The sequence below is a fragment of the Burkholderia theae genome (assembly GCF_048565265.1).
Classification (GTDB): Bacteria; Pseudomonadota; Gammaproteobacteria; order Burkholderiales; family Burkholderiaceae; genus Burkholderia; species Burkholderia theae.
Map to the genome: position 1 here is coordinate 545,295 of NZ_CP183463.1, position 18,772 is coordinate 564,066.

General features: G+C 61.7%; 23 protein-coding genes. 8 read left to right on the forward strand and 15 right to left on the reverse strand.

Annotated elements, in window-relative coordinates:
- Positions 1–24: 24 nt before the first annotated feature.
- The 3 genes from ACN22W_RS35210 to ACN22W_RS35220 all read right to left on the reverse strand — a co-directional run bounded on the left by ACN22W_RS35210 (position 25) and on the right by ACN22W_RS35220 (position 2,560).
- A complete protein-coding gene (locus ACN22W_RS35210) occupies positions 25–942 on the reverse strand; it encodes an acetoacetate decarboxylase family protein (RefSeq protein WP_419690636.1) in 918 nt (305 codons plus the stop codon).
- Positions 943–1,097: 155 nt separating this feature from the next.
- Positions 1,098–1,778, reverse strand: a complete 681-nt coding sequence (locus tag ACN22W_RS35215; protein ID WP_419690772.1) for a glutathione S-transferase family protein — start codon at positions 1,776–1,778, stop codon at positions 1,098–1,100.
- Positions 1,779–1,822: 44 nt separating this feature from the next.
- Entirely contained in the window at positions 1,823–2,560 is a 738-nt protein-coding gene (locus ACN22W_RS35220) for an NIPSNAP family protein (RefSeq protein ID WP_419690637.1), read from the reverse strand.
- A gap of 99 nt (positions 2,561–2,659) precedes the next feature.
- Between ACN22W_RS35220 and ACN22W_RS35225 the strand changes: the two genes are divergently transcribed.
- Positions 2,660–3,640, forward strand: a complete 981-nt coding sequence (locus ACN22W_RS35225) for a helix-turn-helix transcriptional regulator (RefSeq protein ID WP_419690638.1) — start codon at positions 2,660–2,662, stop codon at positions 3,638–3,640.
- A gap of 8 nt (positions 3,641–3,648) precedes the next feature.
- Here ACN22W_RS35225 and ACN22W_RS35230 read toward each other — a convergent pair whose 3' ends face one another.
- A complete protein-coding gene (locus ACN22W_RS35230) occupies positions 3,649–3,900 on the reverse strand; it encodes a hypothetical protein (protein WP_419690639.1) in 252 nt (83 codons plus the stop codon).
- The gene (locus tag ACN22W_RS35235) at positions 3,854–4,498 is read right to left on the reverse strand and encodes an HD domain-containing protein (protein WP_419690640.1); all 645 of its coding nucleotides are present in this window, start codon (positions 4,496–4,498) and stop codon (positions 3,854–3,856) included. The genes ACN22W_RS35230 and ACN22W_RS35235 overlap by 47 nt, the downstream gene beginning before the upstream one ends.
- A gap of 152 nt (positions 4,499–4,650) precedes the next feature.
- Here ACN22W_RS35235 and ACN22W_RS35240 point away from each other — a divergent pair, with 152 nt between their 5' ends.
- Positions 4,651–5,058, forward strand: a complete 408-nt coding sequence (locus tag ACN22W_RS35240; RefSeq protein WP_419690641.1) for a DUF3224 domain-containing protein — start codon at positions 4,651–4,653, stop codon at positions 5,056–5,058.
- 68 nt (positions 5,059–5,126) lie between these two features.
- On the opposite strand, the gene ACN22W_RS35245 is transcribed toward ACN22W_RS35240, so the two are convergent.
- From ACN22W_RS35245 to ACN22W_RS35260, 4 genes are all read right to left on the reverse strand, one after another.
- A complete protein-coding gene (locus tag ACN22W_RS35245; protein ID WP_419690642.1) occupies positions 5,127–6,692 on the reverse strand; it encodes a methyl-accepting chemotaxis protein in 1,566 nt (521 codons plus the stop codon).
- 306 nt (positions 6,693–6,998) lie between these two features.
- Entirely contained in the window at positions 6,999–7,409 is a 411-nt protein-coding gene (locus ACN22W_RS35250; protein WP_419690643.1) for a VOC family protein, read from the reverse strand.
- Positions 7,410–7,668: 259 nt separating this feature from the next.
- Complete coding sequence (locus tag ACN22W_RS35255) at positions 7,669–8,079, reverse strand: VOC family protein (protein WP_343492784.1); 411 nt, start codon at positions 8,077–8,079, stop codon at positions 7,669–7,671.
- Between the two features lie 60 nt (positions 8,080–8,139).
- Positions 8,140–8,859, reverse strand: a complete 720-nt coding sequence (locus tag ACN22W_RS35260; protein WP_419690644.1) for an SDR family oxidoreductase — start codon at positions 8,857–8,859, stop codon at positions 8,140–8,142.
- 89 nt (positions 8,860–8,948) lie between these two features.
- Here ACN22W_RS35260 and ACN22W_RS35265 point away from each other — a divergent pair, with 89 nt between their 5' ends.
- Both ACN22W_RS35265 and ACN22W_RS35270 read left to right on the forward strand, forming a co-directional pair.
- Positions 8,949–9,875 carry a LysR family transcriptional regulator gene (locus tag ACN22W_RS35265; protein ID WP_419690645.1) on the forward strand — a complete coding sequence of 309 codons (927 nt, stop codon included), beginning with the start codon at positions 8,949–8,951 and terminating at the stop codon, positions 9,873–9,875.
- A 47-nt stretch (positions 9,876–9,922) separates the two neighbouring features.
- Positions 9,923–10,615 (forward strand): hypothetical protein, encoded by a 693-nt coding sequence (locus tag ACN22W_RS35270; RefSeq protein WP_419690646.1) that lies wholly within the window; start codon positions 9,923–9,925, stop codon positions 10,613–10,615.
- Positions 10,616–10,815: 200 nt separating this feature from the next.
- Here ACN22W_RS35270 and argC read toward each other — a convergent pair whose 3' ends face one another.
- Complete coding sequence (gene argC / locus ACN22W_RS35275; protein ID WP_419690647.1) at positions 10,816–11,742, reverse strand: N-acetyl-gamma-glutamyl-phosphate reductase; 927 nt, start codon at positions 11,740–11,742, stop codon at positions 10,816–10,818.
- A gap of 124 nt (positions 11,743–11,866) precedes the next feature.
- Here argC and ACN22W_RS35280 point away from each other — a divergent pair, with 124 nt between their 5' ends.
- From ACN22W_RS35280 to ACN22W_RS35295, 4 genes are all read left to right on the forward strand, one after another.
- The gene (locus ACN22W_RS35280; protein WP_419690648.1) at positions 11,867–12,751 is read left to right on the forward strand and encodes a LysR family transcriptional regulator; all 885 of its coding nucleotides are present in this window, start codon (positions 11,867–11,869) and stop codon (positions 12,749–12,751) included.
- A gap of 411 nt (positions 12,752–13,162) precedes the next feature.
- Positions 13,163–13,366 (forward strand): cold-shock protein, encoded by a 204-nt coding sequence (locus ACN22W_RS35285; protein WP_006485974.1) that lies wholly within the window; start codon positions 13,163–13,165, stop codon positions 13,364–13,366.
- A 284-nt stretch (positions 13,367–13,650) separates the two neighbouring features.
- Positions 13,651–13,875, forward strand: coding sequence for a hypothetical protein (locus ACN22W_RS35290; protein ID WP_412026089.1), 225 nt, complete (start codon positions 13,651–13,653; stop codon positions 13,873–13,875).
- Positions 13,876–13,906: 31 nt separating this feature from the next.
- Positions 13,907–14,098 (forward strand): hypothetical protein, encoded by a 192-nt coding sequence (locus ACN22W_RS35295; protein WP_419690649.1) that lies wholly within the window; start codon positions 13,907–13,909, stop codon positions 14,096–14,098.
- A gap of 108 nt (positions 14,099–14,206) precedes the next feature.
- Here the strand turns inward: ACN22W_RS35295 and ACN22W_RS35300 are convergent, their stop codons facing one another.
- From ACN22W_RS35300 to ACN22W_RS35320, 5 genes are all read right to left on the reverse strand, one after another.
- Positions 14,207–15,505 carry a DegT/DnrJ/EryC1/StrS family aminotransferase gene (locus ACN22W_RS35300; RefSeq protein WP_419690650.1) on the reverse strand — a complete coding sequence of 433 codons (1,299 nt, stop codon included), beginning with the start codon at positions 15,503–15,505 and terminating at the stop codon, positions 14,207–14,209.
- 277 nt (positions 15,506–15,782) lie between these two features.
- Complete coding sequence (locus ACN22W_RS35305) at positions 15,783–16,910, reverse strand: aminotransferase class V-fold PLP-dependent enzyme (protein WP_419690651.1); 1,128 nt, start codon at positions 16,908–16,910, stop codon at positions 15,783–15,785.
- Positions 16,911–17,248: 338 nt separating this feature from the next.
- Entirely contained in the window at positions 17,249–17,578 is a 330-nt protein-coding gene (locus tag ACN22W_RS35310; RefSeq protein WP_419690652.1) for a DHCW motif cupin fold protein, read from the reverse strand.
- 27 nt (positions 17,579–17,605) lie between these two features.
- Positions 17,606–17,893, reverse strand: coding sequence for a cupin domain-containing protein (locus ACN22W_RS35315; protein WP_193102464.1), 288 nt, complete (start codon positions 17,891–17,893; stop codon positions 17,606–17,608).
- 326 nt (positions 17,894–18,219) lie between these two features.
- The gene (locus ACN22W_RS35320) at positions 18,220–18,771 is read right to left on the reverse strand and encodes a PqiC family protein (RefSeq protein ID WP_419690773.1); all 552 of its coding nucleotides are present in this window, start codon (positions 18,769–18,771) and stop codon (positions 18,220–18,222) included.
- Position 18,772: the final 1 nt, after the last annotated feature.

An 18,772-nucleotide genomic window follows, 5' to 3' on the forward strand; every position in this document is an offset into this window, starting at 1 on the left:
GGCGTGTCGCGGGCTGCCGTGCCGTTAGTGTTGTGTTCCGGGTTCATCGAAGGTCTTTAAGGGCGTCGGCAGGTTCAGGACCAGCTGCGCGTCTTTTACCACGTCGAGACGCATGATGGTGGACGCGCCGAGCCCGTCGAGCAACTGGCTCAGCGGGCCGCCGTGTCGCACCAGCTCGACGTTGCGCGGCAGCAGGCGCTGCGCGAACGATAGCGTATTGGTCTGCACCGAGGTCTGGTGCCATTCGCCGTCGATGCGATTGATCATCGTCGTCGTGCCCATCTGCGATTGGGACGCGACGTGGGTCAGCGCGGGCAGCGGCATACTCAGGCTCAGGTCCGGCCGTCCGCCCGGGCCGGCAATGCGGGCGCTTGCGGTGGCGCCGATGTTCACGTCGATATCCGCGAGCCACTTGGGCAACTGATAGCCGTGTACGCCGCGAACCCGCGCGATTTCCGTGGTGACCGGCAGCGCCAGCACATGCGCGAAGAAGCTCCGGCGCCGCATCGAGTCGATCAGTTCCAGCGCGTGCGACCCTTTCGCGCCGGGCCGACGGATCACCACCGCGACGGATACTTCGTCATACGGATCGTTATCGCAGACCGAATAGGAAAAGAAGGTCAGTGCGACCAGCCCGCGCCCGGGGAGCGCACGCAACGGTTCGAGCGGCACCGGCAACAGGGTCCGCAGGCGGTCGAGCGGCGCAAGGAACAACAGCTGAATGCTGCTGGAACGGTAGTAGAAGTTCGGCGCCCAGGTCGGGCCGACCCGCGACGCCACCTGACGCTTCGGAATCCGGCGGAAAAAATCGATGTTCCCCGCGGCGAGATCGCGCGCCACCTCGTCCAGGTCCGGATTCATCCTGAACCGGTCGTAGTACCCGCCTTCGGGCACGTCGACCGTGTGCGGCCCGAATTCGACCTGTGTAAAACGCCTGTCCATGTCCGTTGCCTCTCGTCGATGATTGACCGTGGCAGGCAACACCCGAAGCCTGCTGATTCACTGCTGTCAGCAAGCACTCTAAGATTAAACTCAACTTTAAGGTCAAGGCCTCGAATAGAGGGGCAAGTCGGACTTCGTTGGCGCGACGGGCGCAATCATTTATCCCCGGACGACGAGTTCAGGCCGCGAAGAAAATCGGGCACCGCGTTTTCGATCGATTCCAGATAGCCGGCCATCGCTCCGGCGACCTTCCGGATGGCCGGACGTGCGGTCATCCGCGCACGCCACGCGAGCAGGTTGGGGGTCTCCGCCGTCATCGGCGCGCCCTTGCGCGCGCCGAACAACTGCGCCATGTAGAACGCAATGTCGGCATAGGAATAGGTCCCGGCCAGAAATTCCCGATCTGCCAGCACGCGTTCCATGCGCCGATAGTATTGCGACGCTTCGGCGCGCGCCGCCTGTGCGGCCGGATCGTCCGGCGTATCTTCAAGCCCCATCAGCCGGACGACGTGCGGAAAATAGATTTCGTCGCTGCAATGTTCGAGCTGACGCGCGATCGCGCGCGCCGCCGGGTGCGCCGGCCATAACGCGGGATCGGGCTTCAGATCCTCGAGATACTCGAAGATCTGCGTGGAATCGAAGATCTCCAGCGTGCCGTCCATCAGCACCGGCACCTGGCGCTTCGGGTTGATGCGCAGCACATCCGGATGTTTCGGGTCGTAGCCGCGAAGCTGGCTGAACGGCGTCATCACCAGCTCGAAGTCGATGCCCTTCTCGTGCGCCGCAATCTCGACCTTGGCGCCGAACATGCTCAGCGGCCCGGAAATGATCTTCATGGTTCGCTCTCCCGTTGATGAAATGCGGCCCGACCTGAACACGCTTACGCGCGAACAACCGAGCGTGCGGTGGGCACCAGCCGATGCGTCTCGGTCGCGCGGATCGACCAGCGTGCCAGTTGCGGGGCGATCTCGTTCGCCCATCGATTCGAACGGCCGAATTCATCGAAGCGCGCGATGTCGGGAAACACCGCGACGCCCACCAACACCTGTTCATTCGCCCGCACCGGCAATCGGCGGAAATCGTTCTCGCGCGGCTCCGTGATGTACCACCCCTGAGCCATCGCACCGCCGGCGGCAAGAACGCTCGACATGCGTCCGCGGCAAAACGCCAGAAGCGATGCCGATGCCGGCCCATTCAGATAGAAGATCGTGATGTCGACGAATCCCGGCGGGGTCGCCACGGCGTCGCGGCCCGCTCGGCGAGCCACGTCGACGGGCAGGTTCGATCCTTCCCATGCCGGCTTCAACAACAATACGTTATCCGAATCGATCATCGTCGCATTGGCCGCGTCGGCATGCGCTTTCCAGCTCGGTCCGCCGTAGAAATCGGTCAGCCCTCTCACCCGGGTCGCCATGCTTTCAAAGCCGCGCAGCCAGACGAACAAATCCGGACGATCGAGATCGCGAAACTGCCCCATGACCGTCATGCCGACCGCTTCCTGCGTCTCGACCAGCTCGCGGTCGAAGAGATCGATCAGCACGTCGCGCTGGTGCGGATGAAGCGTGTACTGGCGCAGCTCGACGACGTCGAGCGGCTGTTTTCGGATGTTCTCGTTCACGTTTGACCTTCGCCTCGATGAAGCGGATCGGGCATGCGGCAAAGCATAAGTCCGATAACATGACACCTTATGTCAGGTATTTGAGGTAACGTATCGCGTATGAAAGCCAGCCGCCTGTTGTCGATCATGATGATGCTGCAGGCGCGCGGCCGGATGACCGCGCCGGCGCTGGCCGAAGCACTGGAAGTGTCCGAGCGCACGATCCTGCGCGATATCGACCAGCTCTCCACGGCCGGCGTGCCCATCTGGGGCGATCGCGGCCGCAACGGCGGATTCCAGCTGCGCGACGGCTGGAGTACCGATCTCACCGGGCTCACCGAGCACGAAGCGCACGCGCTGATCCTGGCCGGCCTGCCCGGGCCGGCGAGCGAACTGGGCCTCGACGGCATGGCCGCCTCCGCGCGGCTGAAGATGATGGCCAGCCTGCCGCCGGGCTCGCGCGAGCGGGCCGACCGCGTCGCCAGCCGGTTGCACATCGATACCGTGGATTGGTACCGGGCGCAGGAAACCCCGGCGTTTCTGCGTGAAGTTGCCGATGCGGTATGGGGTTCGTACCGTATCGACGTGAAGTATCAGAGCTGGCGGGGCGTGTCCCGCCGCGAACTCGAGCCGCTCGGCCTGGTGCTCAAGGGCGGCGCCTGGTACCTGATTGCCCGGGTGGCGGGCAAGCCCGGCGCACTGACGTTCCGGCTGGCGAATATCCACGAACTCACCGCGTCGCGCCGCCGTTTCAAGCGCCCTGCGCGATTCGATCTGGCGACGCACTGGCGCGACGCGATGAGCCGGTACGAGACCGATCTCAATCGGCTGACCGCCCATATCGCGGTGTCGCCGCGCGGCGAAACCTGGTTGGCCAACGCGCGGATCAAGATCGCGCCGGTCTCGCATGATGCGCGCAGCGCGGAGGTGCCGCCGGGATGGAGGGAATGCCTGATGCCGATCGAATCGATCGAGCACGGCGCGCGGAAGCTGCTGGGGTACGGCGCACACGTGAAGATCCTCGGGCCGCAGGCGCTCAAGGAGCAATTCATCGAAGAGTTGTCGCAGTTGGAAGCGCTTTATCGATCCGGCGACGATTGAAGCGGCGCCTATTGCGTCGACGCGGTCGCCGCACGATGCACGGTGCCGACGGCTGCCAGCGTTTGCGCCTGCACGCCAACGGTGCCGCCGCCCACTTTTGAAAGCGCGGCATCGATCCGTCCCGCATCGTTGCGCGCACCTGCCGCACGCAATGCGGCCTTTCGGGCAATCGTGCTCGCGGGTTCAACGCATTGCCATAAGACGCCCATCGAATCAGATTTCGTCGGCAAACTCGTCGAGAAAGCGGCGCAGGCGATCATGACGAATTTTCGCCAGACGGGCACCCGTAGCCGTCTGGAAACCGGATGCCAGCGTCAGCAGTTTCGTGTGGAAGTGGTCGATCGCGAATCGCGTATCGTCGAGTGCCCGTTCCGATGCGTGCGGATCGACCGGGTCATACAACGCGCTGCCCATCCGGCCGGCGACATAAAAGCAGCGCGCGACACCCAGCATGCCGATCGCATCGAGCCGATCGGCATCCTGCAGCGTTTTCGCTTCCAGCGTCGTCGGTGCAACACCGGCCGAAAAACTATGCGCCTCGACCGCGTGTGCGACGGCGTCGATCTTCGCGTCCGGCCAATCCAGAGACTTCAACACCTGCCGGGACTTTTCCGCCGACAGCCGCGATGCCTGCGCCCGAAGCGGAGAATTTTTCTCTACCGGCACACAGTCGTGCAGCAGTGTCGCGGCAAACAGCACTTCCGCATCGCCACCTTCCTCGGCATGGATCGCCGCCGCGTTCTTCCACACGCGTTGCAAATGCGAAGTGTCATGGGAGCCGTCGCCATTGGCGTCGTTCCAGTGAGCCAGCAAGACTGTGGCGAGATCCTGAAAGGGTGCAAACGCAGGGGTAGTCACGGGTGAGAGGGATGAACGACTGGACGCCGATTATCGCGCCAAATGCTGCGCGGCACACGATCCGAGGTCGGACCCGGACACGCAAACCGGTACCGCCGGCGGAACGCCGTTGGCTTATAGTGCGGAGTGCCCATTCATCAAGGAGAGCTGCAATGAAACTGCTGGCCAACGGTCCTTTTGAAGTGAAGCTGAATCCGGAAGCCCTGAGTAGCGTCGCGGAAAACACCGGGCTCGGCCGCATGTCACTGGACAAGCAATTTCACGGCGACCTGGAAGCCGTCAGCCACGGAGAGATGCTCGCGTTCCGAAGCAGTGTCCAGGGCTCCGCTGGCTACGTGGCAATGGAAACCGTGCAGGGTGTGCTGGGTGGGCGCCACGGCAGCTTTGTCCTGCAACATAGCTCCACCATGACGCGCGGGCAGCCGAAGCAATCGATCACCGTCGTGCCCGATTCCGGGACGGGAGAATTGCTCGGGCTCTCCGGCTCGATGACCATCAATATCGATAACGGCCAGCATTCGTACAGCTTCGACTACGCGCTGCCTGAATCCCCGCAGTGAGCCGCGCACGCACGAGCGCCGCTGATTCCGTGTGCCGCTGTTGACCTATGCGATAACGCGTTCCAGCGTCACGCGACGGCCTCTTCGCGCAGTCGGAACTGCGCGACCGCCGCGCTCAGCCGCGAACCCTGTTCGTCGAGCGACAGCGCCGCGGCCGCCGCCTCCTCGACCAGCGCGGCATTACGCTGCATCGTCTGCTCGATCTGGATGACCGCGGCGTTCACCTGCTCGATGCCCGACGACTGCTCTTCGAATGCGTTGCTGGTTTCGCTCATGATTGCATTGACACGCTCGACCGCGGCGACGAGTTCGGCCATCGCCGAGCCGGCCTGCGTGACAAGGCCGCTGCCGTCCGCGACGCGCCGCGTGGAATGGCCGATCAGGTCCTTGATTTCCTTCGCCGCCGACGCACTGCGTTGCGCGAGCCCGCGCACCTCGGTCGCGACCACCGCGAACCCGCGCCCCTGCTCGCCGGCACGCGCGGCCTCCACGGCAGCGTTCAACGCGAGGATGTTCGTCTGGAACGCGATGCTCTCGATCACGCCGACGATGCCGGAGATCCGCGCGGAGCTGCTGGAAATCTCGGACATCGTCTCGACGACGCGCTGCATTGCATCGCCGCCGCGCGACGCGATGCCGGCCGCGCCCTCGACGTACGTGCGTGCGTCGCGCGCGTTGTCCGCGTTCTGGCGCACGGCCGCCGTCAGTTGTTCGACGCTTGCCGCCGCCTGCTGCAGCGACACAGCCTGCTGCTCGGTGCGCGCGGACAGGTCGACGTTGCCGCTCGCGATCGTGCGGACGTCAACGACGATCGTCTCCGTGCTCGCGCGCACCTGGTTCACCGTATCGACGAGGCCGTCCTGCATCCGCTTCAGCGCATGCAGCAGATAGGCCATCTCGTTTTCGCCCGGAATGACGACCGTCCCGGTCAGGTCGCCTTTCGAGATCTTGTCGAACTGGCCGACGGCCAGATTGATCGGCTCGATGATCGCCTTCGCGAGCATGCGCTGCGCAAAGAAGCCGACGACCAGCGCAAACACCGCGACCGCCGCCATCCCCCACACGATCCGGTGGAAATGGTCGCCGGCCGCCTCGTAGCGGGCCTTTTCGCGCGCGACCTGGAACGATTCGAGCGCATCGATCGCATCCTGGTACGCGGCGAACAGCGCGGGCGGCGCCGTACGCTGCGTGTCGAGGAAGTTGAACGCGTCGTCGCCGTCGAGCTGCGATAGCGCCTTCAGGAACACCCGGTCCAGCAACGCGCGACGACGGCTCTGCAGCGTGTCGAACAGCGCCTGTTCATTGGCGTCGCGCGCATGTAGACGCGTGTAGGCATCCAGTTCGTCGTTGCTCTGCTTGAGGAGCGTGTGGAGCTGCGCAATTCCGTCCTTGCCCGACTGGCCGGCGCTGATGATCTGCGCGACGTCGCTCATGCGTTCGCGCAGCACCAGCATCCGCTCGGAGCTGGTCTTCAGGTGCAGCAGCGACGCGGTGTCGTCGCGGTACATCGCCTCGAGCGAAGCGTTGCCCTCGTAGAGGGCCGCGATGCAGGCGCCGACCACCAGCACGAGCAGCACGGTATAACCGGCGATGGTCGCGATGAGTCCACCACGAATAGTGAGTTGTTTTCGCATGACGTTCCCTTGCGCTGGCCGGGCGCGGCCAACAGCGGATGTGGACTACGGATCACGAAAGACGGGCGTCACGTCGCAACACGTGGCGCGAGGGCTGCGAACGGGTTAACGGCGGGCTGGACGGGAAGGTTTTACCTGCACGCGACGTGAATCTTGACGATTACGACAGATTTGACCGGCGAAGCGGCATGACGCTGAAGCGTGTGCTGTTGCGCGAAGCCCTGCGGGTAGCCCCACGGATGGATGTCGGACGACCGCGGACGGGAAACGAGGTGCCCGACGTGCTCCCTGCTCGGCAACGATCGGCTATCCGCCGTCGGCCAGCCTCGAGCGGATCTCGTCGGCCGAGAGGTCGCGCTGGTGCGTGGCGATCTGCCACGTGTTTCCCCACGGATCTTGCACCATTGCCCGGCGGTCGCCGTAGGGCATGTCGGCGGGAACTTCGAGCGAGATCGCATTCGCCGCGATCGCACGCCGATAGGTCGAATCGGCGTCCTCGACATAGACGTACAGAAACGCCGGCATCGGTTCGCGCAGGCCGTCTCCGCCGCTGATCATCACGACGGAATCGCCGATCCGGATTTCGGCAGGCAGCCCGGCGCGGAATTCGCCCTGTGCGTGGAATACCGTCCTGACGAACAGGATCAGGTTCTCCGGATCGCGCACGACGATTCGGGGCGTGACGGTATGCCATCCAGCGGGCTGAAACGTGGCCATGATGCGCAACCTCCGACGAGATTTCCGCGGGTATTGTCCTCCGGGTGCGGATGGTCTGCAAAGGGGCGGCTGCGGCTACGCTCACTGATTGCGGCAATCGTTGGCGGACCGCTGCTTGTCGCGGCGTTTTTCGGCAACGTCGTTCCGGGAAAAGACCGGCAGACCACGGGTATGGAGAGAGGGTCGTGCCGGGAAAATCACCTGCATCAAGGAGTCGATGAGTTCACGGATCGATTCCGCGAACTCACTTACCCGAGTTTTATTGCGTGGACATCTGCGACATATCGACGAACATCACTTCCCAGATATGGCCATCCGGGTCTTCGAAGCTGCGGCCGTACATGAAACCGAGATCCTGTTTCGCATTGACGTCCGCTTTGCCGCCGTGCGCCCCGGCCGTTTCAGTCATCTTGTCCACGCTCTCACGATCTTGCGCGCTGAGCGCCAGCATGACCTCGCTTTCGCGCCGCGAGTCGACGATCGGTTTCTTCGTGAAATGCGCCCATTTTTCATGCGTCATCAGCATCACGAAGATCGTGTCCGACCACACCATGCAGGAACTCGTATCGTCGCTGAACTGCGGATTTCTGCTGGCACCGATGGCGGTATAGAACGCCGTCGCCTTCTGCAGGTCTTGCACCGGCAGGTTGATGAAGATTTGCCTGGACATATTTTTTCTCCTTTTAGTAATGGTTGAGACAAAAATGCGGCGCGGTGCCTTTCATGACCTTCAGAGGAGATGCAGGCCGCCATCGCACTCCATGATGCTGCCGGTGGTGTAGCCGTTTCCGATCAGGTAGGCGATCGCCTGCGCGACATCGTCAGGCTGCCCGACGCGCCCCACCGGCAATTCGCTGGCATGCTGTTCGAAGAATGCCCGCCGGGCTGCGTCCGGCATGGCGTTCCACCACGCCGTCTCTACCACGCCGGGCGAGACTGCGTTGACTCGGGTCGGCGCCAATTCGCGAGCAAGCACCGGCACCATCGCCTCGATCGCCGCATTGATCGCGGCCAGGCCGCTCGTGCCCGGGTTGGCGATGCGAGCGGAAATCGCGGTGACGAACGTTATGCTGCCGACCTTGCGCAGGGTCGGCAGGACAGTCTGCGCGGCCTGTACATGAGGCCAGAATTTCGCCTCGAAGCCACGACGCAACGAGGCCAGATCGAGATCCTTGAACGCGCCGGCGCCTTCGCCACCGCTCAATGCGATCACCAGATGGTCAATGGTCCCGATGCTCGCAAAGAAACGTTCCAGCTGATCACGCTGCGCGCCATCGAACGCTTCGACGCGCACGGATCCCTTGATCGATGCGGCCACTGTCTGCAGCTTGTCCGCATCACGTCCCGTGGCGATCACTTCGTAACCGGCGCCGGCCAGGCGCCTCACCGTAGCCAGTCCGATGCCGGACGAGCCGCCTAGTACCACCACCTTGCCAGTGTCGCTGTTCATTGCGCTCCCCTGTCTTCACGCAGCCGCTGTTGCGGCGGGCGGAGATAGCATGCATGCTAGGCGGACTATTATTCCAATTGCTTATTGTGATGACATCCATCATCGAGAATGATCTTCGGCGATTCGATCTCAATCTGCTGCTCGTCTTCCATGCACTCATGAAAGAGCGCCATGTCACGCGTGCAGCCGAGCGGTTGTTCCTCGGTCAGCCCGCCGTGAGCGGCGCACTGAAACGACTTCGCGCTGCATTTGGTGACGAGTTGTTCGTGCGGAGTCGTTCCGGAATGGAACCCACACCGCGTGCACTGGAGCTTTCCCGGCAGATCGACACGCTGCTGATTGGCCTTCATGAAAGCATGCGCGTCGGCCAGCCATTCGATGCCCGAAATTCCGATCGGACATTCCGGGTCGGTGTTTCCGAAGCGATAGCGGTGACGCTGTTTCCTACCTTGTTCAACAAGCTCGCCGTCGAAGCGCCGGGCGTAAAGCTCATCTCCCTGGATACGGACTGCCACCGCGTCTCCAGCATGTTCGAGCGCAACGAGATCGAGGTCGCATTCGGCGTGTTCAACGAATGCGCGCCATGGCAACAGCAGTGCGCGCTACTGGACTGGCGCTTTGTATGCCTCTACAACCCGGCGCTGATACGGACGCGAGGCGAAACCGTGAGCATGCGCGAGTTTCTGGCGCATCCGCATGCGCTGACCTCGTTCAAAGGCGAACTGCGAGGATTCATCGACGAACGGCTGGAGGCGCTGGGCAAGCAACGGCGCGTGATATTTTCCAATCCTCACTTTGCAACGCTGCCTTTCATTGCACGCGACAATCCCGTGTTCGTCACGGTGCCCGACTACATCGCTCGCATCTGGAGCCGCAGTCTTGGCCTGCGCATCAGCACGTTGCCGTTCGATACGCCGACGCATCAGATCAGCGCGCTGTGGAAGACCGCGCATCAGGGCGACCGCGGCCTGCGTTGGCTCATCGGGTTGGCCGAGCAGGTGGCTCGAACTATCTGAGCGCTCGCACCGAGAAATATCGGCTACACCGGGCGACAATCGTCCAGTTGACGACCTTCGACAACCGCACGTGGATCGCTGACAATGCGAACTACTCGCTCAGGAATCATCCCTCGGCAGCGGTGAGGGTTCTGAGGGCAGCGCCTGATTTTTTTGGATATATCGATTACTTCATGAAGCGCGTTCTCCTTCCCCTGATTCTTTCCCTGTTTGCCTCGGTGGCATACGCTGGACTCGACGTCACGGCATACAGTGGATTGAAACGTGTCGAATTGCCTACCCTGTCATCGGATGGGGAGCCACAAGGAAAAAATCAAGTCATTCTGTCTCCCGTGGATTTCCCTGAGCGTTTTCGCGGACTCGAGAGTGGCAAGGTGTACCAGTTCGACTCGTCATTCGACTTCAGAGCGGGCTCCTACTCGGGCTACAACGCATGGCGGAATGAACTGGCCAAGCTCGCCGGATACCAGCCAAGCGCATCCACGCGGAACAACGTGGTTGAATCGAGATACGACGAAACGGCATGGAAGCTTGACCATGGACCGTTTTGGGAATTGATCAATTTCTCCGACGCGGAAGGCGTGATCGGTCCGGAAGTGTGCCGCAAGGTCTATCGAGATTTCGTCCAGTACCGCGATCAGGCAGCACACGTACCTGATGCTTACTTTTACGAGTCGTATGGCGACTGGATGAAGGCCTTCGAGATGTGCGCAGACAATGGCGCGATTGTGTTTCACTAGTAAGAGTAGAACCCTCATCGCGCAATCGACGTAACCGCGGCTTGCGCCGCATCGATTTCGAACGGGCGACGGCCAGGCTCAATCGACCGGATCTGGCCGTGGCCGCAGCCAGTTCGAGACACGCGACTGCCACGACCGGATTGCCGACAGCCGTTGGCATACGGGTGCCGCCGAACATCAGGGCAAGCCATCGGCCACCACTACTGCGCGAGCATCAGGTTCAGGTTCTGAACCGCAGCGCCGGCTGCGCCCTTGCCGAGATTATCGAAAACCGCGGAAAGAAGAACGTGCCCGTACTCCATGTTGGGAAACACGCTCAAGCGCATATCGTCGGTACCGTTCAGACCCTGCGGATCCAGTTGCTTCAGAGCGCACGATTCGTGCAGCGGCACGACATGTACGTGAGCCGCCTCGGCATAGTGGCGCGCGAGGCACGCGTGTAACGTGGCGCCGTCAGCGTTGGGTGCCAGCAGCCGCACATCCAGGGGCACCGTCAGCACGATGCCCTGGCGGAACGCCCCATACGCAGGGACGAAGATCGGACGCCGCGCGAGCCCGGCGTGCTGCTGGATCTCCGGGGTGTGCTTGTGCGCGAGCTCCAGACCATACACCTGGTACGACGGTGCGTTGACGGCACCCGGCCCCTCGTGTTCTTCCACACCGGCACGCCCGCGTCCGGAGTAACCGGACACCGCGTAGATACTGACCGGGTGGTTCCCCGGGATGAGCCCGGCTTGCAGCAGGGGACGCAGCAGGCCAATTGCACCGGTCGGATAACAACCCGGATTGGAGACCCGACGGGCGGTCGCAATGCGCTCAGCCTGTCCCGGCGTCATTTCCGGAAAGCCGTAGGTCCAGTCCGGCTGTGTGCGATGGGCGGAACTGGCGTCGATGACTCGGACGGCAGGGTTGACGATGGCGTCCACCGCCTCGCGCGCGGCGCCATCGGGCAAGCACAGGATGGCGATGTCGCAGGCGTTGATGGCGTCGGCGCGACGCCTGGAATCCTTGCGTTCCGCGGCTGGAAGCGTGACCAGTTTCAGATCGGTCCGGCCGCGAAGCCGTTCGTGAATTTGCAACCCGGTGGTGCCTTGGTCGCCGTCGATGAAAACAAGGGGAGAGCTCATGCGCGCAATACTCCGGTGACTGGTAACAAGCGGAACGAGCCTGTTATCTTCGGCGCGCCGCTAGAATAGTGAAAGTTGAATTTCGTGACTTTGACATTCAGTTTTTCTGAATCGGGACGCCGACATGCGAGAGATCAGCCTGGACCGCTTGCGCACCCTGGTCGCGATTGCCGACCGTGGCTCATTCGCCGACGCGGCGCGTGCGTTGCATCTGGCGCCACCAACGGTCAGCCTCCACATCGCCGAACTCGAAGAGCGCATCGGGGCTCCGCTCCTGTCGCGCAAGCGTGGACAGGTTCGGCCGTCGGCAACCGGCGAGTTGTTGATCGAGCGCGCCCGTCGACTGTTGGCCGACGCGGAACAGGCGCTGGACGATGTTCACCGCCAGGTTCAAGGGCTGGTCGGACGCGTTCGGCTCGGCGCATCGACCGGCGCGATTGCGCATCTTTTGCCACAAGCGCTTGACGTGCTGCGTCAGCAGCATCCCGCCATCGATATTCAGATCGCGGTACTCACCTCGCATGAAACGCTGACCCGATTGGCGGACGGGACGCTGGATATCGGGCTGGTCGCACTGCCGCAGCCTCCGGTGGCCGGACTCGTGATAAAGCCTTGGCGCCGCGACCCCGTGATGGCCTTTGTACCGGCACATTGGCGAAGTCCGGCTCGCATTACGCCTGAATGGCTCGCCACTCAACCGCTCATTCTCAACGATGCGACTACGCGTCTCTCGCGTCTGACCGCGGAGTGGTTTGCGGCCGGAGGGCACCATCCCGCGCCGCGCATTCAGCTCAATTACAACGATGCGATCAAGAGTCTGGTCGCGGCAGGTTATGGCGCGGCGCTGTTGCCTCATGAGGCCACGACGCCATTACCCGACAGTCGCATTGTCATGCGTCCACTGCGCCCGGCGTTGTGGCGCCGGCTCGGTATTGCGCATCGTGCGGGGCACGTCGAGCGTTCCACGCAACATGTCCTCGATGCGTTGTGGGATCTGCGATTGGCGTAAGCGTTTGCCCTTTCTCGCGTCGGTTCATTCTCGCGACGAGGCGGTGGCCTATTGCTCGCCACGACGAACAAATGGCCGGTTTGTCGATATTTGACCGGTTGAATCGGGTCGTTCAAAGCCATCGGCCGAACTGGACCCTGCCCAACCCGCGCGCCATGCCAGGCACGGCGCGCAGCCAAGCAGGGCCACATCACCTCGTCCACAAAACGGACCTTTTGAAGACACAGTTACAAGTTAATCATTGACGCCACCCCTGCCCGACCGTTAGTGTGTGCCCCGAAGTCCAAGAAGTCCGATTGCTGTTCATCAATTGCTCGCTCCTCAGCGGTATTCGTTGTCCTCTCCCTCCTTGACGCTTCAAGCGCTCTTCAACAGAGCAACTCTTCTTATTTTTTTCCTCAAGGATTCTTCATGGATACCGGTATCGTTAAGTGGTTCAACGACAGCAAAGGCTTTGGCTTCATCACTCCGGACAACGGCGGTGACGACCTGTTCGCTCACTTCTCCGAAATTCGCGCAGACGGCTTCAAGACGCTCGCTGAAAATCAAAAAGTGAGCTTCGAAACGAAGCAAGGCCCGAAGGGTCTGCAAGCGGCCAACATCAAGCCGCTGTAAAGTTTGAAGGACCCGGCCTCCCACGACGGACGCCGGGTCGCAGCGACACCCTCACGGAGCTTTGTCTCCTAAAGTTGGCGCGATCGCTCTTAGCTGCATCTGTTTGTTCAGCAGCTTGCCAAGCGCCACACGCCTCGTTGCACTTCACTCTCCCCTCCGGCAGCAACGCCTTTTTTCGCTTTCCGACTGCTTCAGATTCAGCTCGCAATGGCTTTGAATCGGCGCACCCGTGCACATTTGGCACGGCACGCGCGCACTCGAACATCATTAAAATTAAAATGCAAATGCAAGACAAACGAACTCAACAGTACAACGGCTATGCCGTCCAACCCTCGGCGCATCGCTTGCCCGACGGTAGTTTTTCATCCAACCTGCTGCTCGAACGCGCCGGCAGCTCGCGCGCCGAAGGCCGCTACCAGTTCTATTCGCTCGACTACTTCCCGAGTGAAGTGCAGGCGCTGCAGCACTCGGCACGCTGGGCACGCAACTGGGTCGACACGCGCGGTTAAAGGTGGCGTCCCGGTGCGATGCACCCAACGCATGTCACTCACCAGGGCGCGCGCAACAAAGCGCGCCCGAACATCACGCCCGATCGATTCGTTATCTTGCGGTTTGATCGGCGCGCTCGATTCGAACTTCCGGATTTTCCCTTTCGACTTCGTCGGCAAGCGACGCTATCTCGGAGTCGAAGTCGACGACGTACTTGAGATGTCAGAGCAGACCGACGTGTGAATGCAGACGTGACAGAACTGCGATCACTCGTCGGTTACTGTGCGGCCCGGACAAGGCGTTCGACAGTTGTTATCGATGCAGCACCGGGATCAAACAGCAGGCGAAGCATCAAAGTGCGTGCCAGACCTCTGCTACGGTACGGCAGACGCGATCGACATTTTCCTCACTCATTCCAACGTGCAGAGGCAGGGTAACGGTCTCGCGCGAGATGCGTTCGGCATTGGGAAACTGGCCTTCGGCATAGCCGAGTTTCCGGCCAAGCGAAGTGGTATGAAGTGCCTCGTATGAAACGCCGGTCAAGATGCCGCGGCGCTCCAGTTCGTTACGGAACGCGTGGCGGCTGAATCGCGTTGCGGAAAACGGGAACAGGACGCAGAACATGTTCCAGCTTTGCCGCGGCACTGCCTGCGGAGGCAGAACAGCCCCCGCTATTTCCGGAAATCCCTGAAAGTATCGCGAAACGAGCGTCTCCCGCTTTTCCAGAAATCCATCGAGTTGCTGAAGTTGTCGCAGGCCGATAGCCGCCGAGACATCCGACATGTTGAATTTGCCGGCAGCTTCGTCGACATCCCGGGTACCGTCAGGCAAGCGACGGATGCCGTGGAACCGGAGAACATCGATGCGTCTCGCTTCCTCTTCCGAATTGACGACGATGGCTCCGCCCTCGATTGTCGTCATGTTCTTGTTCGGATGGAAACTGAACGTCGTCACGTCGCCGAAGCTGCCGATCGCTCGTCCCTGCCAATGCGAGCCCTGAACCAGGGCAGCGTCTTCAATGATGCGCAAGTCGTACTTGCCGGCGAGCGCCATAAGCGCATCCATGTCCACGAGAGACCCTGGAAAGTGCGTCGGCATGATTGCCTTGGTTCGCGCGGTGATCGCGCGCTCCACTTGTTCCAGATCGATCGTGCGCGACTCGAGATCACAGTCGACGAATTTCGGAATCGCCCCACATTTGACGATCATGTTCATCGTCGAAAAGAAGCTTTGGGCCGAGGTGATCACCTCGTCGCCCGGCCCGACGCCACAAACCTGCAATGCCAGCTCCATTGCCGCCGTCGCCGATGTGACGACGCGCGTCGGTCGCCCCCCGAAAGTTGCAGAGAGTGCAGCCTCGAAAGCCACTGTTTTGGGACCACTCGTCAACTGGTGTGACCGAAGCACGTCAGTGACTGCCTCAATGGTCAGTTCGTCAAGCTCCGGCTGCGCAAATTTAATGGGCTTTAAATGATCGGTCATGATTTCGATGGGGACAATGAACGACGCCTGAGGCCACACAGCCGCCGCGCGTATGCGATGAATGATCGTATTACAAAGGACGCTTGCCCGTTCCCGACGTTCGATGTCCACGACGCAATTGTGGGTCGGGTAATTGGCGTCGAGCAATGAAGCATGACGCTTCTGCAAGGCGTCGCACCCGGTCAGCTACGTCGGCGGGAGGGTGCAGATTGGCGGGCCAGCGATCCGCGGCGCAGTCCGACTCGCGCACCATCGCAGTGGCGCTTTGGCGCTTTCCTTTCGACGGTTCCAGTGCTGACGAACGACCACCGCGAGGAGATATAGGGGGCCGCTTCGGGTCGCCCACGGCCACCGCTCAAGGAATGAGGGTGGCCGCAAAGACAAGCAATTGCGGCGCGCGCATCACCGACAACGACTCGGCGCGCGCCTGCTCCAGACAATCGACCTACAGAACGCGGTTCAACGCGTCGGCAAACCTGGCGACCGCACCGTCGACATCATGCAGTTTGTCCAGGCCGAACAATCCGAGGCGGAAGGTCTTGAAATCCTCGGGCTCGTCGCATTGCAGCGGAACGCCCGCCGCGATCTGCAAACCGACATCGGCGAATTTCTTCCCGGAGCGGATGCCGTCATCGTCCGTGTAGCTGACCACGACGCCCGGCGCCTGAAAACCTTCGGCCGCCACGCTTTTGAAACCCTTGTCGGCCAGCAGCGAACGAATGCGTTTGCCGAGTTCAAGCTGCTCCGCCCTCACCTTTTCGAAACCGTATGCCTCGGTTTCCTTCATCACGTCGCGCAGCGTCGTGAGACTGTCCGTGGGCATCGTCGCGTGGTACGCGAACCCGCCGTTCTCGTAGGCTTCCATGATCTGCAGCCACTTGCGAAGATCGCAGGCAAAGCTGGTGCTGGTCGTTGCATCGATTCTTTCGCGCGCCAGCGGGCTGAGCATGACCATTGCGCAGCAAGGTGACGCACTCCATCCTTTTTGCGGGGCACTGATCAGGATATCGATACCACTGGCCTGCATGTCGACCCAGACCGTACCGGACGCGATGCAATCCAGGACGAACATGCCGCCGACGGCATGCACGGCGTCGGACACCGCGCGCAAATAGTCATCGGGCAACAGCATCCCGGAGGCGGTTTCGACATGCGGCGCAAAGACGAAATCCGGCTTGTTTTCCTTGATCGCAGCGACCACTTCGTCGATCGGGGCAGGCGCATACGGGGCCTGTCTTCCCGGTTCGACCGGACGCGCCTTCAGCACGATCGATTCGGACGGAATGCTGCCCATGTCGAAAATCTGCGACCAGCGGAAACTGAACCAGCCATTGCGGATAACCACACACTTCTTGTTCGTCGCGAACTGCCGGGCAACGGCTTCCATGCCGAACGTCCCGCTGCCCGGGACGATAACGGCCGACTTCGCGTTGTAGACGTTTTTCAGCGTAGCGGAAATGTCGCGCATGACGCCTTGAAAGCGCTGCGACATATGGTTGACCGACCGATCCGTGTAAACCACTGAATATTCGAGGAGCCCCTCGCGGTCGACATCGGGAAGTAAACCTGGCATGCCCGCCTCCGGTAAAAGATGAACAATCGAATCAGGGCGAGCAGCGTCTGTAACCGGATACCGCTCTGCACCAATGCAAATACGTTGTTTCCTCGACGAAAGCAGATTCTAGCGAACACCGCCTGCCACTTGGGCATATTTTGTCTGCTGTCTGGCGCGCGCACGAAGGTGTGCGGCCGCCGCCCCAAGCAGGACATTCGCGAGGACGCCCACGTCGGCTCACGGGCAACGGCCAATACGGTTCGGGATCACGGATCGGACTTGACGATGCGACTTAGGGCAAACACTCATCATCGAATCGGGTCAACTGAGACCAACCGAGTCTGGCTACAACCGGTTCAATCAACGATGAACAATTTGGCGCCTGCCTGCGTGGACGACCGGTGCGCTTCCGCATTGTCGGCGACCTGATAGCTCATGCCCGGGCGCAGGATGAACTGTCGCCCGTCGTCGAGCTCCGTCAGCAACTCGCTTTCAAGGCAATAAAGGATGTGACCTTTGACGCACCAATGATCCGCCACGTAACCGGCCGAATATTCAACGTGCCTCACCCGAATGTCGCCGAATTGCAGTGTCCGCCAGCGAGCGACACCGCGCTCTCCATTGTGTTCGGTCGGTTCCACCGTGTTCCAGTCGATCGTGCCGAACGGGATGTCAGTCATTTTCATCGTTCATCTCCCTTTGCGATGCGCCTCTCAGAGAATCTCCACTTCGATGAACACGACTTCGTGATCAGTCGCGTTGACGACATTGTGCTCGACGCCCTTCAACCCCGCATAGCTGCTCCCGGCATGCAGTTGCGACTCGCGGTTGCCTTGTGTGGTCTCGAGGAGAAGCTGGCCGTCCGTTTGCGGCACGACGACATAGTCATGCTGATGGATATGCCAGCCGGTCTCGGCACCGGGCGCAAATCGCCATTCGGTGACGATCACGCGTTCGTTCGATACCTGGCGTGTCGGGACTGCTTTCGGACGGTCGTGCATCGTGTTTCTCCCAAAGTAAAGTCTGCGACGAGGTCCATCGGTCGGCCGTCAGACCCTGTCGACGGCCGAACCATTGCGTATTGAAAGCGCCCCGTCAGACGCGACACCCATTCTAAAGATGCCGCGCATCTTCGGACACAAACAGGTTGCTCGCGAAGACGCCACACCCTGCTTGCGTCAGACACAACGCGTCAGGGATGTTGCATCGCCGAATGACGGAGGACACAGGACGTATCCAAAGGGGATCTTGCATCAAGACGTTTCGCGCGGGCAACCGCAGCCAATGGCATTCGAGTTGTGCGCGTCGTTCTCTTCGAATCGCTTGGCTAAGGCGCGCTCGTTCGGATGGCCGACGCGATATCGCGACTCATCGCGGCGATCGCTCGATCGTACGCGCCGATGAGTGCCGCGTAACCGTTCCCCTGCACGGGCTCGCGCGTAACGGAACGGCCCGTCACCGCCGCCGCCTTCCCCGGCGGCCGCACGGCCCACTGGGCTTCGACCGTGACCGAATCGCCCGATATCGCATCGAAGCGCATGACGTCCACACGAACACGCCAGGCGGGCGCCGCCGCCGCTCCCGCATCGAACACGTTGACGCGCGGCGAGCCCAGCAACTGGCCAACATCGGCGGCAATGACACGGGCGATATCGGACTTCAGCGGTTCCGCCCAGCGCGCAAACTCGTCCAGCGACACCTGGTTGCCGGCAACGCGCGTGACGATCTGAGGGCGATCGACGAGGTCAGGCACGGTGACCGGATTGACCACGACAGAAACCGGCATGGCGGCACCGTCGCCAGTGAGCGTCGCATCGGGGCTCAGCGTGTAGAAACGGGCCGTCGGCGAACTGCCGCAGCCGCCGAGCAATCCGGCCATC